This is a genomic window from Leisingera sp. G5_S3_59_S7 (genome assembly GCF_054968485.1).
Map to the genome: position 1 here is coordinate 39520 of NZ_JBQKUH010000003.1, position 17159 is coordinate 56678.

Sequence of the window (17159 nt, forward strand, 5' to 3'; positions counted from 1 at the left end):
ACCCGTCATAACGGCCCAAACGCGGACGGGGAAGCACCAAGATGACGCTTCCCCCAGGCTGCCGCCCCCCCTGCGGCAGCTCCCGCCGACAGAACCGCTGGCGTTAATGCGCCGCGGCTGTCTTGGGCATCTTGCGCTTGGCCTCGGCCATGATGATCTTCTGGATCTGCTTGCGCAGCTCCATGTCCTTGCGCATCGCCTCGTTGGCCTGCTTTTGCATGGTCGCCGCCGATTGCGAGCCGTCGGCGCTGTTCAGGGCCTCGCCTGCATATTTGCTGAGCGTCTTGCCGGAGATCTGCTTGGAGATCTCGCCATAGACAGCGTCGCCGTGCAGCTTGATGAAATCCTCGGTGGCCTTGGCGCCGTATTTGGCGATCAAATCCTTCTTGACCGCGCCCTCCATCGCGGCGGGCGCCAGCTTGGTCTTGAGGAACTTTTCCGCGCCGGAGGTGAAGCCGGAGGAGAATTTCTCCAGCGCCTTGCCGGCCCCTGCGGACATGATGCCTGCGGTCAGGATCTTGGCGATGCTTTCCTTGATCTCCTTGGTGTTCGGCGGACGGCCTTTTTCGATCAGCGGCTTGGCCAGGCCGATGGTTTCCTTCAGGGCTTCCGTCACCATCGCCTCCCCGGCCTTGGATTTCAGGAACTTCTCAAAGAAGACCTTCACCGCTTTCTTGGGCATCTCGCGGGAGAGTTTCGAGGCTGCGGCCTTGGCCAGATCATCGGCGAGGCCTGCCGACAGCTTGGCGGTCAGCTTGCCGCCTGCAGCCCCCGCCAGCCCGGCAATGAAGCTGTCGATGAACACTTTCTTGGCGGCGCCGTCCCATGTCACCTTGTTGCCCGCCAGATGCTCACCCAGCTGGCCCGCGCTGGATTTCAGCGCCTCGGTGCTGGCGGCAGCGACAGCGTGAGCCTTGGCAGGCGACATACCCTTGGTCGCCACCAGGCGCGCGGTCATGTAGGTTTCCACCACGGCAAAGGAGACCTCGCGCACCACTTCCAGCTTCCAGACGATGCCCCCTGCGGTGGCGATCCGCTGGTCGATGAATTTCTTGAACGCCTTGCCGCCGGTGTTATAGGCCTTGGATGCCTTCACATCCTGTTTGTAGACCTTTTTCCAGTCCGGTTTTTTCTTGCTAGTCAATGTCTTGAGGAAACTCGCCTCGGAGCGGGCATTCAGGATCGGGGTCCAGGGCGGATCGGTCTTGTCGTTAACCACGCTGACGGCAAATTCCGTGAGCGCATTGAGGAAGGTCTCGTTGCCCTGGCGGGTGTTTTCCACCTCGTTGCAGAAATCGACCCAGGATTCCGCCTGGCCGTACATCATGTTGGCCTTGGCCAGAAGCTTGCGGCGCAATTCTTCCTGCCCCGCCTCGAACTCGGCAACGGTGATCAGCTTGGTCTTGCCGTTCTCGACAACCTCAACCCGTTCAATCTTGGTGTCGGCGGCATGCATCGCGGCCAGCTTGGGCAGGCCAGCGTTCCAGGTGCGCATGCCGGGATCGACGATGCCGTCGGGCTTTTTGAAGCCCAGCTTCTTTTTCTGGAAATCCTTGATGGTCTTGATCAGCCCGGCATCGCACTTGGTGCTGATTTCGACGGAATAGCCGTTCGCCTTGAGCATCAGGCGGACAAGTTCGACATCCGCGGGGGCGTTCTTGACCGGTTTGAATTTGCTTTCGCCGGTCTTGGGGTCCGGCTTGGTAATCCGTTTCTTGTCGCCGACAGGGGCGGAAAGCTTGAGAGCCATGATTTTGCTCCAACCAATTAACTACTGGTTCAAGCGTGCCATGGCGCCGGCCGCCCGTCGCGGGGGATTTGGGATAGACATTCCCCCTTTAAATGCAGGGGCCGGCTGCCTACATATCACAAGCATGTGAGGTGCTTCCCCGGCGCGGGAAAGCACCCGTTCCGGTTGGGCCTAGGCGGCCCGGGATTTGAACCGTGCAGTTGCCGGATCAGCGTTGTAGCGTGCGGCAATTTCCCCTGCTTTCAGCGTCAGATCGTTCACGCAATCAATAATGTACTGCGCGGTCTCCTCCTCCATCAGGTAGGAGAAGTTGAGCCGCACCCAGCCGGGTTTCTTCATCTCTTCTCCCGCTTGCAGGTCGGCGAACAGGGTTTCCGACTCCGGCTCTCTGATGCCCAGCAGCCGGTGCGCATAAGGGCCTGCGCAGGCGCAGCCGCCGCGCGCCTGGATGCCGTAGACGTCGCTCAGCATACGGGTGAACAGCTGCTGATGCACCGGGCTGCCCGCCCCGTCAGTGACCAGGAAAGAGAAGATTGGCAGCCGGTGGGCCTCGCGGTGACCAAGGATGCGCAGGCGCGGGTTGGCGGACCAGCCGTCCCAGGCCATCTGCGCGAATTTGGCCTCGCGGGCCTCGATCTGCTGCTGGCCCACGGCCTCCTTGACCAGGAACGCCAGGGCGGCGCGGATGTCGCCGATCACGTTGGGGGTGCCGGCCTCCTCGCGGGCGGCCAGATCCTGGCTGTATTCATGCCGCCAGGGGGAGACAAAGCTGACGGTGCCGCCGCCCGGCCACGAGGGGCAGCGGCGGCGCACCGCGCCGGTGTTGACGACCAGCACGCCGGAGGCGCCGGGGCCGCCGGGAAACTTGTGCGGTGACACGACCACAGCATCCTTGCGGGCGGCGCCGCCCTGCCCCATGTCAACCGGCAGGTAAGGGCCGCCGCCGGCATAGTCCCAGACCGCCAGCGCGCCATGAGCGTGCAGCAGGCGGCTGATGGGATCAGGATCGGTCACGATGCCGGTCACGTTGGAGGCGGCGGAGAAGCTGCCGATCTTCAGGTCGCTGTCCGCGTGCTGCTTCAGCGCCAGTTCCAGCACCGCCAGGTCGGGCCCGCCCTCCTCCGCCTCGGGGATTTCGACCACCTGCGCCTTGCTTTCGCGCCAGGGCAGGATGTTGGAGTGGTGCTCATACGGGCCGATGAAGACCACCGGCCGCGCGGCCTCATTGACACCGAACAGGCTCACCAGCCGGTTGAGGCCCGCGGTGGCGCCCGACCCGGTGAAGATCACCGCATCCTGTGCCGTGGCGCCGGTGAGACGGGCGATTTCGCTGCGCGCCTCGCGGCGCAGGCGGGTCATTTGCGTGCCGCAGTAGGACGCCTCAGTGTGGGAGTTGGCGTAGAACGGCAGCACCTGCGCCGCCACAAAATCCTCAACCTGGCGCAGCGCCCGGCCGGAGGCGACGTAGTCTGCATAGACCAGAGGCACCTCACCATCGAGGCCGGGGATCATCACACCGTCGCCGATTACGCTGCCGCCAAGGGTGCCGTCCTGTGCGGCCTGCCGGATGGTCTGTTTGAATGCTGCCAGGGTCATGTCGCGCCTCCGAAATCTGTTGAGACATCTTGAACGGAAATCGGCGAGATAACTTTATCAATTACTGAGTGGATCGCACGATTATTGTGTCATATGATCCACTAATGAGCAAATCAGCAGATCAAATTGACCGCGCCATCTTGCGAGCGCTGCAACAGGACGCCAGCCTGTCTCAGCGGGAGCTGGCGGATCAGGTTGGCCTGTCGCAGAACGCCTGCTGGCGGCGGCTGAAAGCGCTGAATGAAAGCGGCTTGCTGAAGGGCTCCACCGCGCGGCTGGACCGCAAGCAGCTGGGGCTGGATCTGGTGGTGTTTGTGCTGCTGCGCACCCGGCACCATTCGGCGGAGTGGCTGCAAAAGTTCCGCCGCCATGTGCTGACCATCCCCGAGGTGGTGGATTTCCACCGGATCGGCGGCGATTACGATTATCAGCTGAAAGTGGTGACCGAGGACATGGCCAGCTACGACAAGGTCTATCAGCGGCTGATCTCAGGCGTGGAGCTGGACAGCGTGACCTCCTATTTCGCGATGGAAGCCATCGCAGAAGGCCGCCCGCTGCCGCTTTAGAAAAGGATGGAGCGGGGGCTCTGCCCCCAGCCCTCCGGGCTTCCCCCGGGATATTTCCGGCCAGAAGAAGGCCTTTCTGGTCAGTGACCGAAGGCGCTGTCCTTCATCCATTTCGGGCGTTTGCCGTCCGGGCCCATGCGCATGTGCAGGCAGGCTGTCCCAAGGCGCTGGAAGTACAGAATATCAACCGGATACCAGCCGGCGGAGGGTACCTCGACCTGGGTCATGATGGTGGTGTCGCAGGACTGGCGGCCGTCGAACTCCCCCACGATCTGGCCGCCGATGCTGGCCCGCAGCCCGTCGTTGGTCAGGAAGTCGATATTGTGGATGCCGGGCTGGTCGAACTTCACGTATCCGGTGATACTGGCCGCCACGTGCATCGGCCGCTTGGAGGTCAGGGTGTTCTGCCCCTCTTCGGTGTCCCGGTTGTCCAGCCCGGAAATGGGGCGGCCGCGCTCGCTGCCGATCTTGAGCGCTGAAGAGGCTTCGGCCAGTGTTTTCACGTCCTGCGGGTAGGCGTAGGTCACCGCAAGGCCGGGCTTGAGGCCGGAGGGCTGCGGATTTGCGGGTGTGAGTTTCAGCGGTGCAGCGCCTGCCGCCGCCGCCAGAACCGTAAGCGCCGCCACGGCAGCTGCCTTCATCATCAACTTCATTGGTCACTCCCTGTCGTTTTGGGATCAGGATAGTACCAATGACGCCGCCGGACCACAGCTTTCCTTGCGGCCCGCGCCACGCGACCTCCTGCAAGGCGGCAGCAGCAAAGAAAAAGGGCTGCCCCGCAGGACAGCCCTTCCGCCAGATGCCCCGGGGGCAGCAGGCTTAGTTCTTGGCGTAGAATTCGACGACCAGGTTCGGTTCCATCATAACCGGGTACGGCACGTCGCCCAGGGACGGGGTGCGCACGAAGGTTGCGGTCATCTTGGAGTGGTCGGCTTCGATGTAATCCGGCACATCGCGCTCAGCCAGCTGGGTGGCTTCCAGAACGGCAACCATCTGCTTGGACTTGTCGCGGACCTCGATCACGTCGCCTTCTTTGACGCGGTAGGAGGGGATGTTCACGCGCTTGCCGTTCACGGTCACGTGGCCGTGGTTCACGAACTGGCGGGCCGCAAAGACGGTTGCAACGAACTTGGCGCGGTAGACGACGGCGTCCAGGCGGCGCTCCAGCAGGCCGATCAGGTTTTCACCGGTGTCGCCGGAGACGCGGACGGCTTCGCCGTAGATGCGGCGGAACTGCTTTTCGGTCAGGTCGCCGTAGTAGCCCTTGAGCTTCTGCTTGGCGCGCAGCTGAATGCCGAAGTCGGACAGTTTGCCCTTGCGGCGCTGGCCGTGCTGGCCCGGGCCGTAGTCGCGGCGGTTGACCGGGGACTTCGGACGGCCCCAGATGTTTTCGCCCATGCGGCGGTCGATTTTGTACTTGGCAGACGTGCGTTTGGTCACGGCTGATCTCCTTCTTTAATGGCATTGCAGCTTGTTCCGAAAACCGGTTCCCACTTTTCGGGCTGCAATCGCATCCGCCACCGCACCGTCCGTGTTCACCTGCTCCAGGAGCACCTGCAACAATCGAAGGGCGTTGTCCTCTTGCTCCGCATCCAGGATCCGGGCATGACAGGCATCCCCTTGCGGGGGCCACCAACACCAATGAAGCCGCGCTTATATAGGGGGATGGGGCAGAGTCAACATGGCGAACGCGCATTTGCCTGGAAATCTGCAGGCGACAGCCGGGCCGGGACGCGAAATAGCGCGCTGTTCCGGTTCCGTAAAGGCTCAGGCGGCCTGATGCGCGAGAATCGCGGCCTCGGACGCGCTGAGATTGCGGCGGGCATAGGCGCCGTAAGACAGCGGATCGCGCTCCAGCTGCGGCTGCAGACGGAACAGCCTCGCCCTGTCGCTGCCGCTCAGCGCGGTGAGCGAGGCGTTGGAGGGATGGAAGCTTTCGGTCTCCACCCCGTTGGCCCAGAGCACCTGGTGATTGGCCAGCATCAGGTGGATATAGGTGACCTCGCGCACCGTGGCATCGGGCAGGATTGTGCGGCCATTGGCCAGATCGCCGGCCGCCACCAGCACCTCGGGCGTGTTGAACAGCGCCTGCACATGCGCGCCGCGGAGCAGCATCCGGTGATCGGGGGAGACCAGCAGCTCCCGTTCCGGGCGGTCGATCCCCAGGGCGCCGGCATGAATGCGGACCGGGCGCAGCTGCGGCATCACGTGCAGCCGCGCACCGGTGATCCGGCGCGAGCCGATCCACAGGATCTCTTGGGCGCCATTGTCACGGGTCTGGACCTTGCCGCCTTCGCGCAGCTGTTCGACCCGCTTGGGCCCTTCGGGGGTCGAAATCAGCGTTCCGGGGGTAAAGCAGACCACCCCGGATTCGCCGTGGGTCCGCTCCGTGCTGCGGCCGGCCAGCGACTGGTGCACCACCCAGAGGTCGGTCCCGCGCGGCGGCAGACTGCCCGTGAACATCAAGAGCGGCAACTGGCCCGGCCCGGTTTCGATCAGGGTCACCGTGAAACTTTGCGCGCCGTTGGTCACGGCAAAGCTCCTGTCCATCAGCGGCTCGTCCACCGCGACCGCATCCACATCGGTCCGGTTCTGCACCGCTGCCCCAACCAGCCGGCGCACCGACCGTGCCGCCCGGCGGCGCAATTCTGCCTCATCGCTTGCCGTATCCAGCCGCAACAGCCCTGCCGGCCCGTCCACCCGCACAGCATCGCCATGCCAGGACCAAGCCGCGCCCACCTCCAGCGCGCCCACCGGCGCGGCCGGAAGGCCGTCAATCTCGGTTTGCGACCAGGAAACAACAAACGTGCCGCGAAAGCCCGTTTTCATCTGCCTGTATGCCCGCTTCAGTTCGTTATTTTTTATGGAAAGTTAACAAAACAACCTGAATCAGGAAACAATAAGGCCGTTGAAAGGCTTGTGAACGTGCTCTTTGCGCACCAATCTGCAAGAGGTTGAGACCACCCCGGAGCCACTCAATCCAGAGGGGGCTAAGCCGGTGATTGTTCACAAAGGCAGAACAGATCCGCGCCTCAGATCATCGGGCTGCAGCTGGCCCGCAGGGTATCGGCCGCCTGGCGCACCACTTCGGCCACCTGCGTCAGCTGCCGCGCCAGCGGGTTGCTGCGGCGCCAGATCATACCGATGGTGCGGGCGGGCTGCGGGTCGCGGAAGCGGGCCACCGAGACCACCGCCGAGCGGGTTTCAACCGGGACTGCCATTTCCGGAATGAGCGTCACGCCGATGCCCGCGCTGACCATCTGAACCAGGGTCGACAGGGAACTGCCGTCCAGCAGCTCACGCGGGGCCGCCGACTGCATGTTGCAGAACGACAGGGCCTGATCGCGGAAGCAGTGCCCCTCCTCCAGCAGCAGGAGCCGCATTTCGCGCAAGCCCTCCGGACCCGGCACCGGCTTGCCGCTGTCCTCCCCCGGGCGCACCAGCACGAAGTCCTCGGAGAACAGCGGCACTTCCTCGAACGCAGGTTCTGAGACCGGCAGCGCCACGATGGCGGTGTCCAGACGCCCCTCCCCCAGCTCCTCAAGCAGTTTGGGGGTCACGGTTTCGCGCACCCGGATGTCGGCCTCCGGATACTGGCGGGTCAGCGTGCCGACAATGGAGGGCAGCAGGTAAGGCGCGATGGTGGGAATCACCCCGATCCGCAGCCGCCCGGCCAGACCGTCACGGGAGGCGCGCGCCAGCTCGCCCAGCTCATCCACCGAGCGCAGGATGCCGCGCACCCTTAAGGCGAGATCCTCGCCAAAGCTGGTCAAACGCACCTGACGCGCCCCGCGCTCCACCAGCTGCACCCCCAGAATTTCCTCCAATTCCTTGATCTGAACAGACAAAGCAGGCTGCGACACCGAGCAGGTCTCTGCCGCGCGGCCGAAATGGCGGTGCTGGGCCAGCGCCTCGAAATAGCGCATCTGGCGGAGGGTCACGTTTATCATAGGATTTGATTATCACTGCGATGAATAAATGCAACTTAATCCAATGGGTTTCCTCTGCTAGCCTCATTTCACGAAGACAGGGAATCCGGCAGCAGCTTTGCCGCGCTTGTATTCTCAAGGCGGGGCCGGGGCTGCGCTCAAGCGATGAGCTGCCGCACAGGCCCGAGGGCGCTTCTGTCACGTAGCACGATAGTAATTGCAGCCACGATCGGAGACAAAAATGGACGGAAATACCCCCCAAGGAAAATGCCCGGTGTTTCATGGCGCCGGCGCATCCGGCGGCACCACCAACAAGCATTGGTGGCCGAACCTGCTGAACCTGAAGGTCCTGCACCAGCATTCGCCTGCGTCGAACCCGATGGGCGCTGATTTCAACTATGCAGAAGAGTTCAAGAAGCTGGACCTGAAGGCGGTGAAGCAGGACCTTTACGCGCTGATGACCGACAGCCAGGACTGGTGGCCTGCGGACTATGGCCATTACGGGCCGCTGTTCATCCGCATGGCCTGGCACAGCGCGGGCACCTACCGCAGTGCGGACGGCCGCGGCGGCGGCGGCACCGGCAATCAGCGGTTTGCGCCGCTGAACAGCTGGCCGGACAACGGCAACCTGGACAAGGCGCGCCGCCTGCTGTGGCCGATCAAGCAGAAGTACGGCAACCGGATCTCCTGGGGGGATCTGATGATCCTGGCGGGGAACTGCGCCATTGAATCGATGGGCGGCCCGGTGTTCGGCTTCGGCGGCGGCCGCGCGGATGTGTGGGAGCCGGAGGAGGACGTTTATTGGGGGGCGGAGACCGAGTGGCTGGCCACCAGCGACCAGCCCAACAGCCGCTATTCCGGCGAGCGCGACCTGGCCAACCCGCTGGCCGCGGTGCAGATGGGGCTGATCTATGTGAACCCGGAAGGCCCGGACGGCAATCCGGATCCGGTCGCCTCTGGCAAGGATGTGCGCGAGACATTCTCCCGCATGGGGATGAATGACGAGGAGACCGTGGCGCTGGTGGCGGGCGGCCATACCTTTGGCAAGGCGCATGGCGCAGGCGATCCGGAGCTGGTCAGCACGGAACCGGAAGGCGCGGAGATCGAGCATATGGGGCTGGGCTGGCTGAACTCGCACGGCACCGGGAATGCGGCTGACACCACCACGTCCGGCATTGAGGGCGCGTGGAAACCGAACCCGACAAATTGGGATATGGGCTATTTCGACGTGCTGTTCGACTATGAGTGGAAACTGGTCAAAAGCCCGGCTGGTGCAAACCAGTGGCAGGCGCAGGATGTGAAGCCCGAGCATATGGTGGTGGACGCCCATGACCCCAGCAAGACGCATCCGCCGATGATGACCACCGCGGATATGTCGATGCGGATGGACCCGGAGTACGAGAAGATCTCGCGCGATTTCCACGCCAACCCGGAGAAATTCGCCGACGCCTTTGCCCGCGCCTGGTTCAAGCTATGCCACCGTGACATGGGGCCCAAGTCGCGCTATCTGGGTGAGGAGGTTCCGGCGGAGGATCTGATCTGGCAGGATCCGGTGCCTGCGGTGGATCACCCGCTGGTGGAAGACGGCGACGTGGCGGACCTCAAGGCCAAGGTGCTGGCCTCCGGGCTTTCGGTGCCGGAGCTGGTCTCCACCGCCTGGGCCTCGGCCTCGACCTTCCGCGGCTCCGACATGCGCGGTGGCGCCAACGGCGCGCGCATCCGCCTGGCGCCGCAAAAGGACTGGGAAGTGAACGAGCCTGAGAAGCTGGCGAAGGTGCTGAAGGTTCTGGAAGGCATTCAGCAAGACTTCAATGCCGGCGCAACCGGCGGCAAGAAGATCTCGATGGCCGATCTGATCGTGCTGGCAGGCGGCGCCGGCGTGGAAGAGGCCGCCAAGGCTGCCGGGCATCCGGTGGAAGTGCCCTTCACCCCTGGCCGTACCGATGCCAGTCAGGAGCAGACCGACATCGAGGGCTTTGCCGTGCTGGAACCGGAGGCCGACGGCTTCCGCAACTACCAGAAGGCGGACTACAGCATTCCGGCCGAGAAGATGCTGGTGGACCGGGCGCAGCTGCTGACCCTGAGCGCGCCGGAGATGACGGCGCTGATCGGCGGGTTGCGGGTGCTTGGGGCCAATCACGGCGGCTCCGCGCACGGGGTGTTCACGGACCGGGCTGGCGTGCTCAGCACCGATTTCTTCGCCAATATCCTGGACATGGGCGTGCAGTGGCAACCGGCTGGCGACGGCACCTATGAGGGCCGCGACCGTGCCAGCGGCGAGGTGAAATGGACCGCCACCCGTGCTGATCTGGTGTTCGGCTCCAACTCGCAGCTGCGGGCGCTGGCCGAGGTCTATGCGCAGGATGACTCCAAGGAGGCGTTTGTGCAGGACTTCGTTGACGCCTGGGTCAAGGTGATGAACGCAGACCGGTTCGATCTGGCGGCGTAAGAGCTGCCGAAACTGAAAATTGGAGGCGCTCCGGGACACCGGGGCGCCTTTCTCTTTACACGACCCAGAAACAACACTGAGGGCAGCGCCTGACCCTCGGCGGGCGTGAAGCGCCCTCCCGTGGGGAAGGTCGGGTGCTGCCCGGCCTATCGGCCAGGCGATTATACTTTACTCTTCTGGCGCGGCAGCTGCCCCCTGCCCGAGCTCAATCACACGGGTATCTGCGGTGTAACCCGACTCGATGATCAAAATTGCCAGCAGCCCGATCATCGCCAGCGGCGGCAGCAGGATCGCATAGATCAGCGCCAGCCGCTCCCAGGCCATATGCATGAAAACGGCAATGATCAGCCCCGCCTTCAAGGTCATAAAGATCAGGATCAGGCTCCAGCGCAGGAGCCCCTGCAGCTGCGCATAATCCACCCAGTAAGACGCGGCGCTGAGGATGAACAGCAAAACCCAGACTACGAAGTAGAGCTTGATCGGATGCTGCTGCCCCTCTTCATGGGCCATGCTGCCGGTGTCCATTGCTTGCGGTGTATCTGTCATCGCGGCCCCCTACCACAGATAGAAGAATGCAAAGATGAAGACCCAGACCAGGTCGACGAAGTGCCAGTAGAGCCCCATGATTTCGACCGCCTCGTAATCGCCGTTGCCCTGTGACATCCAGCTGCGCTGGTCGCGGTCGAAGTCGCCGCGCCAGACCTTGAGCGCGACGATAATCAGGAAGATCACCCCGATGGTCACATGGGTGCCGTGAAAGCCGGTGATCATGAAGAAACTGGCGCCGAACTGCTCTGCCCCCCAGGGGTTGCCCCAGGGGCGCACGCCTTCGCTGATCAGCTTGGACCATTCAAACGCCTGCATTCCCACAAAAGCCGCGCCCAAAGCGGCGGTGGCCAGCATCAGTGCGGCGGTCGCCTTGCGCGCCTTGCGGTAGGCGCAGTTCACCGCCATCGCCATTGTGCCGGAGGAGGAGATCAGCACGAAGGTCATGATGGCGATCAGGATCAGCGGCAGGTCCCGGCCGCCGATATGAAGGGCAAAGACTTCGCTGGCGTTGGGCCATTCCAAGGTGGTGGAATTGCGGGCGTTCAGATAGGCGACCAGGAAGCAGGCAAAGATAAACGTGTCGCTGAGCAGCAGGATCCACATCATCGCCTTGCCCCAGGAGACCTTCTTGAACACCCGCTGGTCCGAGCCCCAGTCGGCGGCAAAGCCGCTGTGCCCCTGTTGCAGCAATGTCTGATCCTGGCCTTGAAGCGGATGTTCCATAACTCTCCCTCCTCCTTCAACTCACGGCCGCGCGGCATAGCGCCAGAAAGGCGTTGCCCCAGCCCTGCAGCAGCGCAAACAGCATCAGCCAGAAGGCCAGCAGCCCGTGCCAGTACAGCGCGCAAAGCCGCACGCCCGGCAGCAGCGCCTTGACGTCCCTGCCCCCGGCGTGGCGCAGGCAGACCGCCGCCAGCGCGATGATGCCGCCCAGCACATGCAGCCCGTGCAGGCCGGTGATCAGGTAGAAAAAGCTGGCCGCCGGGGGGCCGTCCAGCGGGTAGCCGTCTTTGGTCAGCGCGATCCATACCTGCGCCTGCCCTGCCAGAAACGCGAGCGTGGCGATGCTGGCGGCAATCAGGCTGGCGCGCAGCCAGCGCGCTGTCCCGGCCCGCGCCGAGATCACCACGAACTGCAGGAACAGGCTGGCCAGCAGCAAAAGCGCGGTGTTCAGCCAGACCCGGCCGGGCAGCGGCACCAGCTCCCACGGCGTTTCCTCAATCTGCATGACAAAGGCGCTGCCCAGCATGGCAAAGAGCCCGCCGGCCACGGCCAGGAAAACCGCGATGAAGATAAATCCTGGCGCCTTGCCCGGGCCATGGCCCGCCAGTGGCGCAATGCCGGTTTCCAGCCAGGGCTTGGAGGCCAGGCGCTGCTGCGACAGCCAAAGCCCCGCAGCCAGGGCGACCAGCGCCAGGAAGGCAAGGATGACCGTCACAGCCGCCTCCCCTCGCCGTCCGGCACCCAGGGATCGTTCTGAGCAACAAAATCCTCCGGCGCGCCGGGCACGCTGTAGTCATAGGCCCAGCGGTAGACATTGGGCAGCTCATCGCCCCAGTTGCCATGCCGCGGCGGCGTTTCCGGTGTCTGCCATTCCAGCGAGGTGGCGCGCCAGGGGTTGCCGTCCGCTGCGCGTCCGCGGCGCAGGCTCCAGAAGATGTTGAACAGGAACAGCACCTGCACGGCCCCGACAATCAGCGCGGCTGAGGAAATGAAGGCGTTGAGCCCGTCAACCGGCGCGGTCAGGAATTCCGGCTCGCCGATCTCGAAATACCGGCGCGGCACGCCGACCAGGCCCACGTAGTGCATCGGGAAGAACACCGCATAGGCACCGATGAAGGTGACCCAGAAGTGGATCTGGCCCATCGCCTCGTTCAGCATCCGCCCGGTCATCTTGGGATACCAGTGATAGATCGCGCCGAAGATCACCATGATCGGCGCCACCCCCATCACCATGTGGAAATGGGCGACGACGAACATGGTGTCAGACAAGGGCACATCGACCACCACATTGCCCAGAAACAACCCCGTCAGCCCGCCGTTCACGAAGGTCACGATGAAGCCCAGCGCAAACAGCATCGGCAGGGTCAGGTGGATGTCGCCCTTCCACAGAGTGAGGATCCAGTTGTAGACCTTGATCGCGGTCGGGATGGCGATGATCAGCGTCGTGGTGGCAAAGAAGAACCCGAACCACGGGTGCATGCCCGAGACATACATATGGTGCGCCCAGACGATGAAGCTGAGCGCGCCGATGATGACAATGGCCCAGACCATCATCCGGTAGCCGAAGACGTTCTTGCGCGCATGGACCGCGATCAGGTCGGAGACGATGCCGAAGGCGGGCAGTGCCACGATATAGACCTCGGGGTGGCCGAAGAACCAGAACAGGTGCTGGAAGGCAATCGGGCTGCCGCCGCCATAGCTGAGCTTCTCGCCCAGCTCCACCAGCGTCGGCATGAAGAACGACGTGCCCAGCAGCCGGTCGAACAGCATCATCACGCAGGCCACGAACAGCGCCGGGAACGCCAGCAGCGCCATCACCGTGGCGGTGAAGATGCCCCAGACCGTCAGCGGCAGCCGCATCATCGTCATGCCGCGGGTGCGGGCCTGCAGGACGGTGACGGCATAGTTCAGCCCGCCCATGGTGAAACCGATGATGAACAGGATCAGCGAGACCAGCATCAGGATGATGCCGCTTTGCGCGCCGCCCGGCGTCCCGGACAGCACCGCTTGCGGCGGATAGAGCGTCCAGCCCGCGCCGGTCGGCCCGCCGGGAACAAAGAAGCTGGCAACCAGCACGAGGACGGCGAGCAGATAGACCCAGTAGCTGAGCATATTGACGAAGGGAAACACCATGTCCCGGGCACCGACCATCAGCGGGATCAGGTAATTGCCGAAACCGCCGAGGAAGATCGCGGTCAGCAGATAGATCACCATGATCATCCCGTGCATGGTAACGAACTGGTAATAGGCCTCCGGCGTGATGAAGTCGAAAGTGCCGGGAAAGCCCAGCTGCAGCCGCATCAGCCAGGACATCACCAGGGCCACCAGGCCGATGGCCACAGCGGTGCCGGAATACTGGATGGCGATGTATTTGGCGTCCTGCGAGAAAACATATTTGCCAATCCAGCTGTGCGCATGCGGCGGCATCACATCGGCAACTTCGCGCGGCGGCAGATTGCTGTCGTGGTCAGGCAGGGTGTCGGTCATTGCAGGACTCCATCGCGTTTGCGTCCCGCCCGGCTGAAAGCCGGGCAGTGCCCGACCGCCCCGTCAAACCGGAGGTTTGCCTCCGGCAATACGGAGCGGGCACTTCGTTTCCGCCCGCGGCCGGGCACTGCCCTCACCGTTCTGCCAGTCTTGTCGCGGGTTCAGACGCCGTGCGGGCGTAGTCTTCAAAGGTCAGCTGCTCCTGCAGCCATTCCTGGTATTCCTCCGCCTCCACTACGGTCACATAGCCGCGCATGAAGGGATGCGCGGTGCCGCAGTATTCGGCGCAGAGCACCTCGAAATTGCCGGTGCGGGTGGGCGTGAACCAGATATAGGTGACCATGCCTGGCACCATGTCCATCTTGGCGCGGAACTCAGGCACGTAGAAATTGTGCAGAACGTCGATCGAGCGCAGCAGCAGCTTCACCGGCTGATCCACCGGCAGATAGACCTCGCCGCCCTCGATGATGAGGTCATCGTTGCCAAAGCGGTCATGCGGGTTGACGCCCAACGGGTTCTCTCCGCTGACCCATTCCGCATCCGCGGTGCCCAGCACCCCGTCCTCCCCCGGCAGCCGGTAGGCCCAGCTCCACTGCTGGCCGAAGACCTCCAGCTCGGTGGCGTCGTCCGGCACGGTGACAAACTGCTTCCACACGAACAGCCCCGGCACCAGCATGGCCGCCACGCCAACGGCGGTCACCGCGGTCAGCCACCATTCCAGGCGCTTGTTTTCAGGATCGAATTCCGCCTTGTGCCCCGGCCGGTGCCGGAATTTCCACACGCAATAGGCTGTGAACAGCACCACCGCGGCGAACACCGCGCCAGTGATCCAGAAGGTTATAACCAGCGTGTTGTCGATATAGTCCCAGTTCGACGCGATCGGCGTCCACCACCACGGGCTGTAAAGATGGAACGCAACGGACCCCGCCACGATCAGCACAAGCACGACCGCAATCAGCATCCCGCCCCCTTTCCCCGCTGCCCGAACACTCCAAAGGTCCGGCAGGCAGGTTCATTCGGCATGAGAGGACAGTATACGGCGGTTTCACAAATTAATCCAGAAACCGTATGTTTTACGCCTTTTGCGGCAAGAAGTTTCCATATTAACGCAATTCCGGCCCCGCCCGCGCAGAGCTGCCCGGGAAGATTCCGGGCCGCCGGAAACAAAAAGGGCCGGAGGGATTTCTCCCTCCGGCCCCTGCACCGCCCGGCAGGGCGGCAGCATTGCTTATTCGGCAGGCGCGCGCTCTGCTGCCTTCTCACGCTGACCGTCGCGGAACAGCGCCTTGGCCAGCGAGATGCACATCAGGCCCATCACCATGGTGAACGGCAGGGCACCGATGATCATCGCGCTTTTCAGCGCTTCCATCGGGTCGGCCCCGCCATTCTGCTTGCCCGCGAACAGCAGGGTGCCGATCACGGCGGTCAGGATCAGGCCCCAGACGATCTTGTGCTTGTTGCCGATGTTCTGGTCGCCGCCGGACATGATGGTGTTCATCACCAGAATGCCGGAGTCCGCAGAGGTGACCAGGAAGGTCATGATCAGAACCACGCACATGATGGTGATGCCGGACAGCAGGCCGCCGTCGATCATGCTTTGCAGCGTGACAAACAGCTTGGCAGTGTTGGAGGCGCCGATGATCGCACCCTCTGCTGCGCCGTTCAGTTCCAGGTCGATGGCGGTGCCGCCCAGGATGGTCATCCAGGCAAAGCAGACCAGCGCCGGGGCGAACACGCAGCCGATGATGAATTCACGCACCGAGCGGCCGCGGGAAATGCGCGCCAGGAACAGGCCCACGAAGGGCGAGAACGCGATCCACCAGGCCCAGTAGAAGGTGGTCCAGCCTGCCTGCCAGCCGAACTGGCGCTGCGGCTCGCCTGCGGCATAGGCCGCTGACAGCACGTCGTCGGACAGGGCAGCCGCTTCGCCTTCCAGACCGGACTTGAAGCCTTCGAAGGAGCCCCAGGCGTTGGTGGCACCGCCGCGCAGAGCGTCGGCATAGGGGGCTGCCTCGGCCGGCAGTGCTGCCGAGAATTCAGCCGCGGATTGCGGGCCGAAAGCGCCAAAGCTCAGCGATGTGAAGTTCAGGATATAGTCCACAAAGGCGGAGGCGTAGGTGCTCATGGCGAACATGAAGGAGCCGAAGACCACAAAGGTCAGCAGCAGGATGATCGACAGCACCAGGTTCAGGTTCGACAGATACTTGACGCCGCGGCCGACGCCGGACACTGCCGAGATGATCGACAGGCCCATGATCGCGAACAGGCCGGCCAGCAGGCCAACGGTGCCCGGTGCAGGCGCGTCGCCGCTCATGTCCATCATCCATTCCATGCCGGTGATCGCGTAGAGGCCGTCCACGAACTGCGACACGCCGAAACCGATGGTCACGGAGACGCCCAGGATGGTGGCGACAACGCCCAGCACGTCAACAACGTGGCCCAGGAAGCCGTTCATCAGCTTGCCGAACAGCGGCGTCAGCGCGGTGCGGATGGTCAGCGGCATGCCGCGGGTATAGGCGTAGTAGGCCAGCGACAGGCCGGTCACCACATAAATCGCCCAGGCGTGGAAGCCGTAGTGCAGGAAGGTGTAGCGGAAGCCGGACTGAATGGCCTCTTCGCTGTTTGCCGCGACATCCTGCGACAGCACCACCGGGTTGGACCCCCACAGGCCCAGCGGCTCTGCGGTGGCGAAAACCATCAGGCCGACGCCCAGACCGGCGCCGAACATCATCGAGAACCAGGAGAAGTCCGAAAACTCCTTTTGCTCGCCCGGGGCCCCCATGATCCGCTTACCGGTTTGCGGCAGAGCGGCGACCACAAACAGGAAAAAGGCGAAGAAGCCGACGATGACGATGTAGAATGCGTTGAAATCCTCCAGAATGCGCCAGTTCAGGCTGCCCAGCACGCCAGTGGCGTTTGCCGGCCAAACCAGGGCCCAGAGCACCAGCGCGACCATGATCCCCTTGCTGAGCAAGGCGATCTCGACGCTGTGCCCCTCGTAGAAGCCGCCGTTGGAGGTCTTAATCTCCAAATCGGTAAAAGGTTGCTTAATTGACATGCGTTTCCTCCCGTTTCGCACGTGCCGCACCGTGGTGCGGAGTATCCGGCGG

The 17159-nt window shown here is 63.5% G+C and carries 14 protein-coding genes; 2 read left to right on the forward strand and 12 right to left on the reverse strand.

Going from position 1 to position 17159, the window contains the following annotated elements; genetic code table 11:
- Positions 1-103 precede the first annotated feature (103 nt).
- Together ACTRWG_RS02670 and ACTRWG_RS02675 are read right to left on the reverse strand one after the other, a co-directional pair.
- Positions 104-1750 (reverse strand): peptidoglycan-binding protein, encoded by a 1647-nt coding sequence (locus ACTRWG_RS02670; RefSeq protein ID WP_259958673.1) that lies wholly within the window; start codon positions 1748-1750, stop codon positions 104-106.
- A gap of 171 nt (positions 1751-1921) precedes the next feature.
- On the reverse strand, positions 1922-3346 hold the full coding sequence (locus ACTRWG_RS02675) for an aminotransferase class V-fold PLP-dependent enzyme (protein ID WP_462828914.1): 1425 nt from the start codon (positions 3344-3346) through the stop codon (positions 1922-1924).
- A gap of 104 nt (positions 3347-3450) precedes the next feature.
- Here ACTRWG_RS02675 and ACTRWG_RS02680 point away from each other — a divergent pair, with 104 nt between their 5' ends.
- Positions 3451-3912: an Lrp/AsnC family transcriptional regulator gene (locus ACTRWG_RS02680; RefSeq protein WP_260003317.1), complete on the forward strand. Its 462-nt coding sequence runs from the start codon at positions 3451-3453 to the stop codon at positions 3910-3912.
- A gap of 80 nt (positions 3913-3992) precedes the next feature.
- Here the strand turns inward: ACTRWG_RS02680 and ACTRWG_RS02685 are convergent, their stop codons facing one another.
- The 4 genes from ACTRWG_RS02685 to ACTRWG_RS02700 form a co-directional block, all read right to left on the reverse strand.
- Positions 3993-4565 carry a PA14 domain-containing protein gene (locus ACTRWG_RS02685; protein ID WP_462828915.1) on the reverse strand — a complete coding sequence of 191 codons (573 nt, stop codon included), beginning with the start codon at positions 4563-4565 and terminating at the stop codon, positions 3993-3995.
- A 166-nt stretch (positions 4566-4731) separates the two neighbouring features.
- Positions 4732-5352, reverse strand: coding sequence for a 30S ribosomal protein S4 (gene rpsD / locus ACTRWG_RS02690; protein WP_027234905.1), 621 nt, complete (start codon positions 5350-5352; stop codon positions 4732-4734).
- 327 nt (positions 5353-5679) lie between these two features.
- Positions 5680-6741 carry a Hint domain-containing protein gene (locus tag ACTRWG_RS02695; RefSeq protein WP_462828916.1) on the reverse strand — a complete coding sequence of 354 codons (1062 nt, stop codon included), beginning with the start codon at positions 6739-6741 and terminating at the stop codon, positions 5680-5682.
- A gap of 203 nt (positions 6742-6944) precedes the next feature.
- On the reverse strand, positions 6945-7862 hold the full coding sequence (locus ACTRWG_RS02700; RefSeq protein ID WP_462828917.1) for a LysR substrate-binding domain-containing protein: 918 nt from the start codon (positions 7860-7862) through the stop codon (positions 6945-6947).
- A 220-nt stretch (positions 7863-8082) separates the two neighbouring features.
- Here ACTRWG_RS02700 and katG point away from each other — a divergent pair, with 220 nt between their 5' ends.
- Positions 8083-10290 (forward strand): catalase/peroxidase HPI, encoded by a 2208-nt coding sequence (gene katG / locus ACTRWG_RS02705; protein ID WP_462828919.1) that lies wholly within the window; start codon positions 8083-8085, stop codon positions 10288-10290.
- A 168-nt stretch (positions 10291-10458) separates the two neighbouring features.
- On the opposite strand, the gene ACTRWG_RS02710 is transcribed toward katG, so the two are convergent.
- The 6 genes from ACTRWG_RS02710 to ACTRWG_RS02735 form a co-directional block, all read right to left on the reverse strand.
- On the reverse strand, positions 10459-10836 hold the full coding sequence (locus ACTRWG_RS02710) for a cytochrome C oxidase subunit IV family protein (protein WP_027234909.1): 378 nt from the start codon (positions 10834-10836) through the stop codon (positions 10459-10461).
- A 9-nt stretch (positions 10837-10845) separates the two neighbouring features.
- Positions 10846-11562, reverse strand: coding sequence for a heme-copper oxidase subunit III family protein (locus ACTRWG_RS02715; protein WP_462828920.1), 717 nt, complete (start codon positions 11560-11562; stop codon positions 10846-10848).
- A gap of 16 nt (positions 11563-11578) precedes the next feature.
- On the reverse strand, positions 11579-12277 hold the full coding sequence (locus ACTRWG_RS02720) for a cytochrome c oxidase subunit 3 (protein ID WP_027234911.1): 699 nt from the start codon (positions 12275-12277) through the stop codon (positions 11579-11581).
- Positions 12274-14049: a cbb3-type cytochrome c oxidase subunit I gene (locus tag ACTRWG_RS02725; RefSeq protein ID WP_027234912.1), complete on the reverse strand. Its 1776-nt coding sequence runs from the start codon at positions 14047-14049 to the stop codon at positions 12274-12276. The genes ACTRWG_RS02720 and ACTRWG_RS02725 overlap by 4 nt, the downstream gene beginning before the upstream one ends.
- A 133-nt stretch (positions 14050-14182) precedes the next feature.
- On the reverse strand, positions 14183-15010 hold the full coding sequence (locus ACTRWG_RS02730; RefSeq protein WP_027234913.1) for a cytochrome c oxidase subunit II: 828 nt from the start codon (positions 15008-15010) through the stop codon (positions 14183-14185).
- Positions 15011-15277: 267 nt separating this feature from the next.
- Positions 15278-17107, reverse strand: coding sequence for a BCCT family transporter (locus tag ACTRWG_RS02735; protein WP_027234914.1), 1830 nt, complete (start codon positions 17105-17107; stop codon positions 15278-15280).
- Positions 17108-17159: the final 52 nt, after the last annotated feature.

Coding starts and splice junctions, on each gene's coding strand:
- ACTRWG_RS02670 (WP_259958673.1), bottom strand. CDS start 1,750: ATGGCTCTCAAGCTTTCCGCCCCTGTCGGCGACAAGAAACGGATTACC.
- ACTRWG_RS02675 (WP_462828914.1), bottom strand. CDS start 3,346: ATGACCCTGGCAGCATTCAAACAGACCATCCGGCAGGCCGCACAGGAC.
- ACTRWG_RS02680 (WP_260003317.1), top strand. CDS start 3,451: ATGAGCAAATCAGCAGATCAAATTGACCGCGCCATCTTGCGAGCGCTG.
- ACTRWG_RS02685 (WP_462828915.1), bottom strand. CDS start 4,565: ATGAAGTTGATGATGAAGGCAGCTGCCGTGGCGGCGCTTACGGTTCTG.
- ACTRWG_RS02695 (WP_462828916.1), bottom strand. CDS start 6,741: ATGAAAACGGGCTTTCGCGGCACGTTTGTTGTTTCCTGGTCGCAAACC.
- ACTRWG_RS02700 (WP_462828917.1), bottom strand. CDS start 7,862: ATGATAAACGTGACCCTCCGCCAGATGCGCTATTTCGAGGCGCTGGCC.
- katG (WP_462828919.1), top strand. CDS start 8,083: ATGGACGGAAATACCCCCCAAGGAAAATGCCCGGTGTTTCATGGCGCC.
- ACTRWG_RS02710 (WP_027234909.1), bottom strand. CDS start 10,836: ATGACAGATACACCGCAAGCAATGGACACCGGCAGCATGGCCCATGAA.
- ACTRWG_RS02715 (WP_462828920.1), bottom strand. CDS start 11,562: ATGGAACATCCGCTTCAAGGCCAGGATCAGACATTGCTGCAACAGGGG.
- ACTRWG_RS02725 (WP_027234912.1), bottom strand. CDS start 14,049: ATGACCGACACCCTGCCTGACCACGACAGCAATCTGCCGCCGCGCGAA.
- ACTRWG_RS02730 (WP_027234913.1), bottom strand. CDS start 15,010: ATGCTGATTGCGGTCGTGCTTGTGCTGATCGTGGCGGGGTCCGTTGCG.
- ACTRWG_RS02735 (WP_027234914.1), bottom strand. CDS start 17,107: ATGTCAATTAAGCAACCTTTTACCGATTTGGAGATTAAGACCTCCAAC.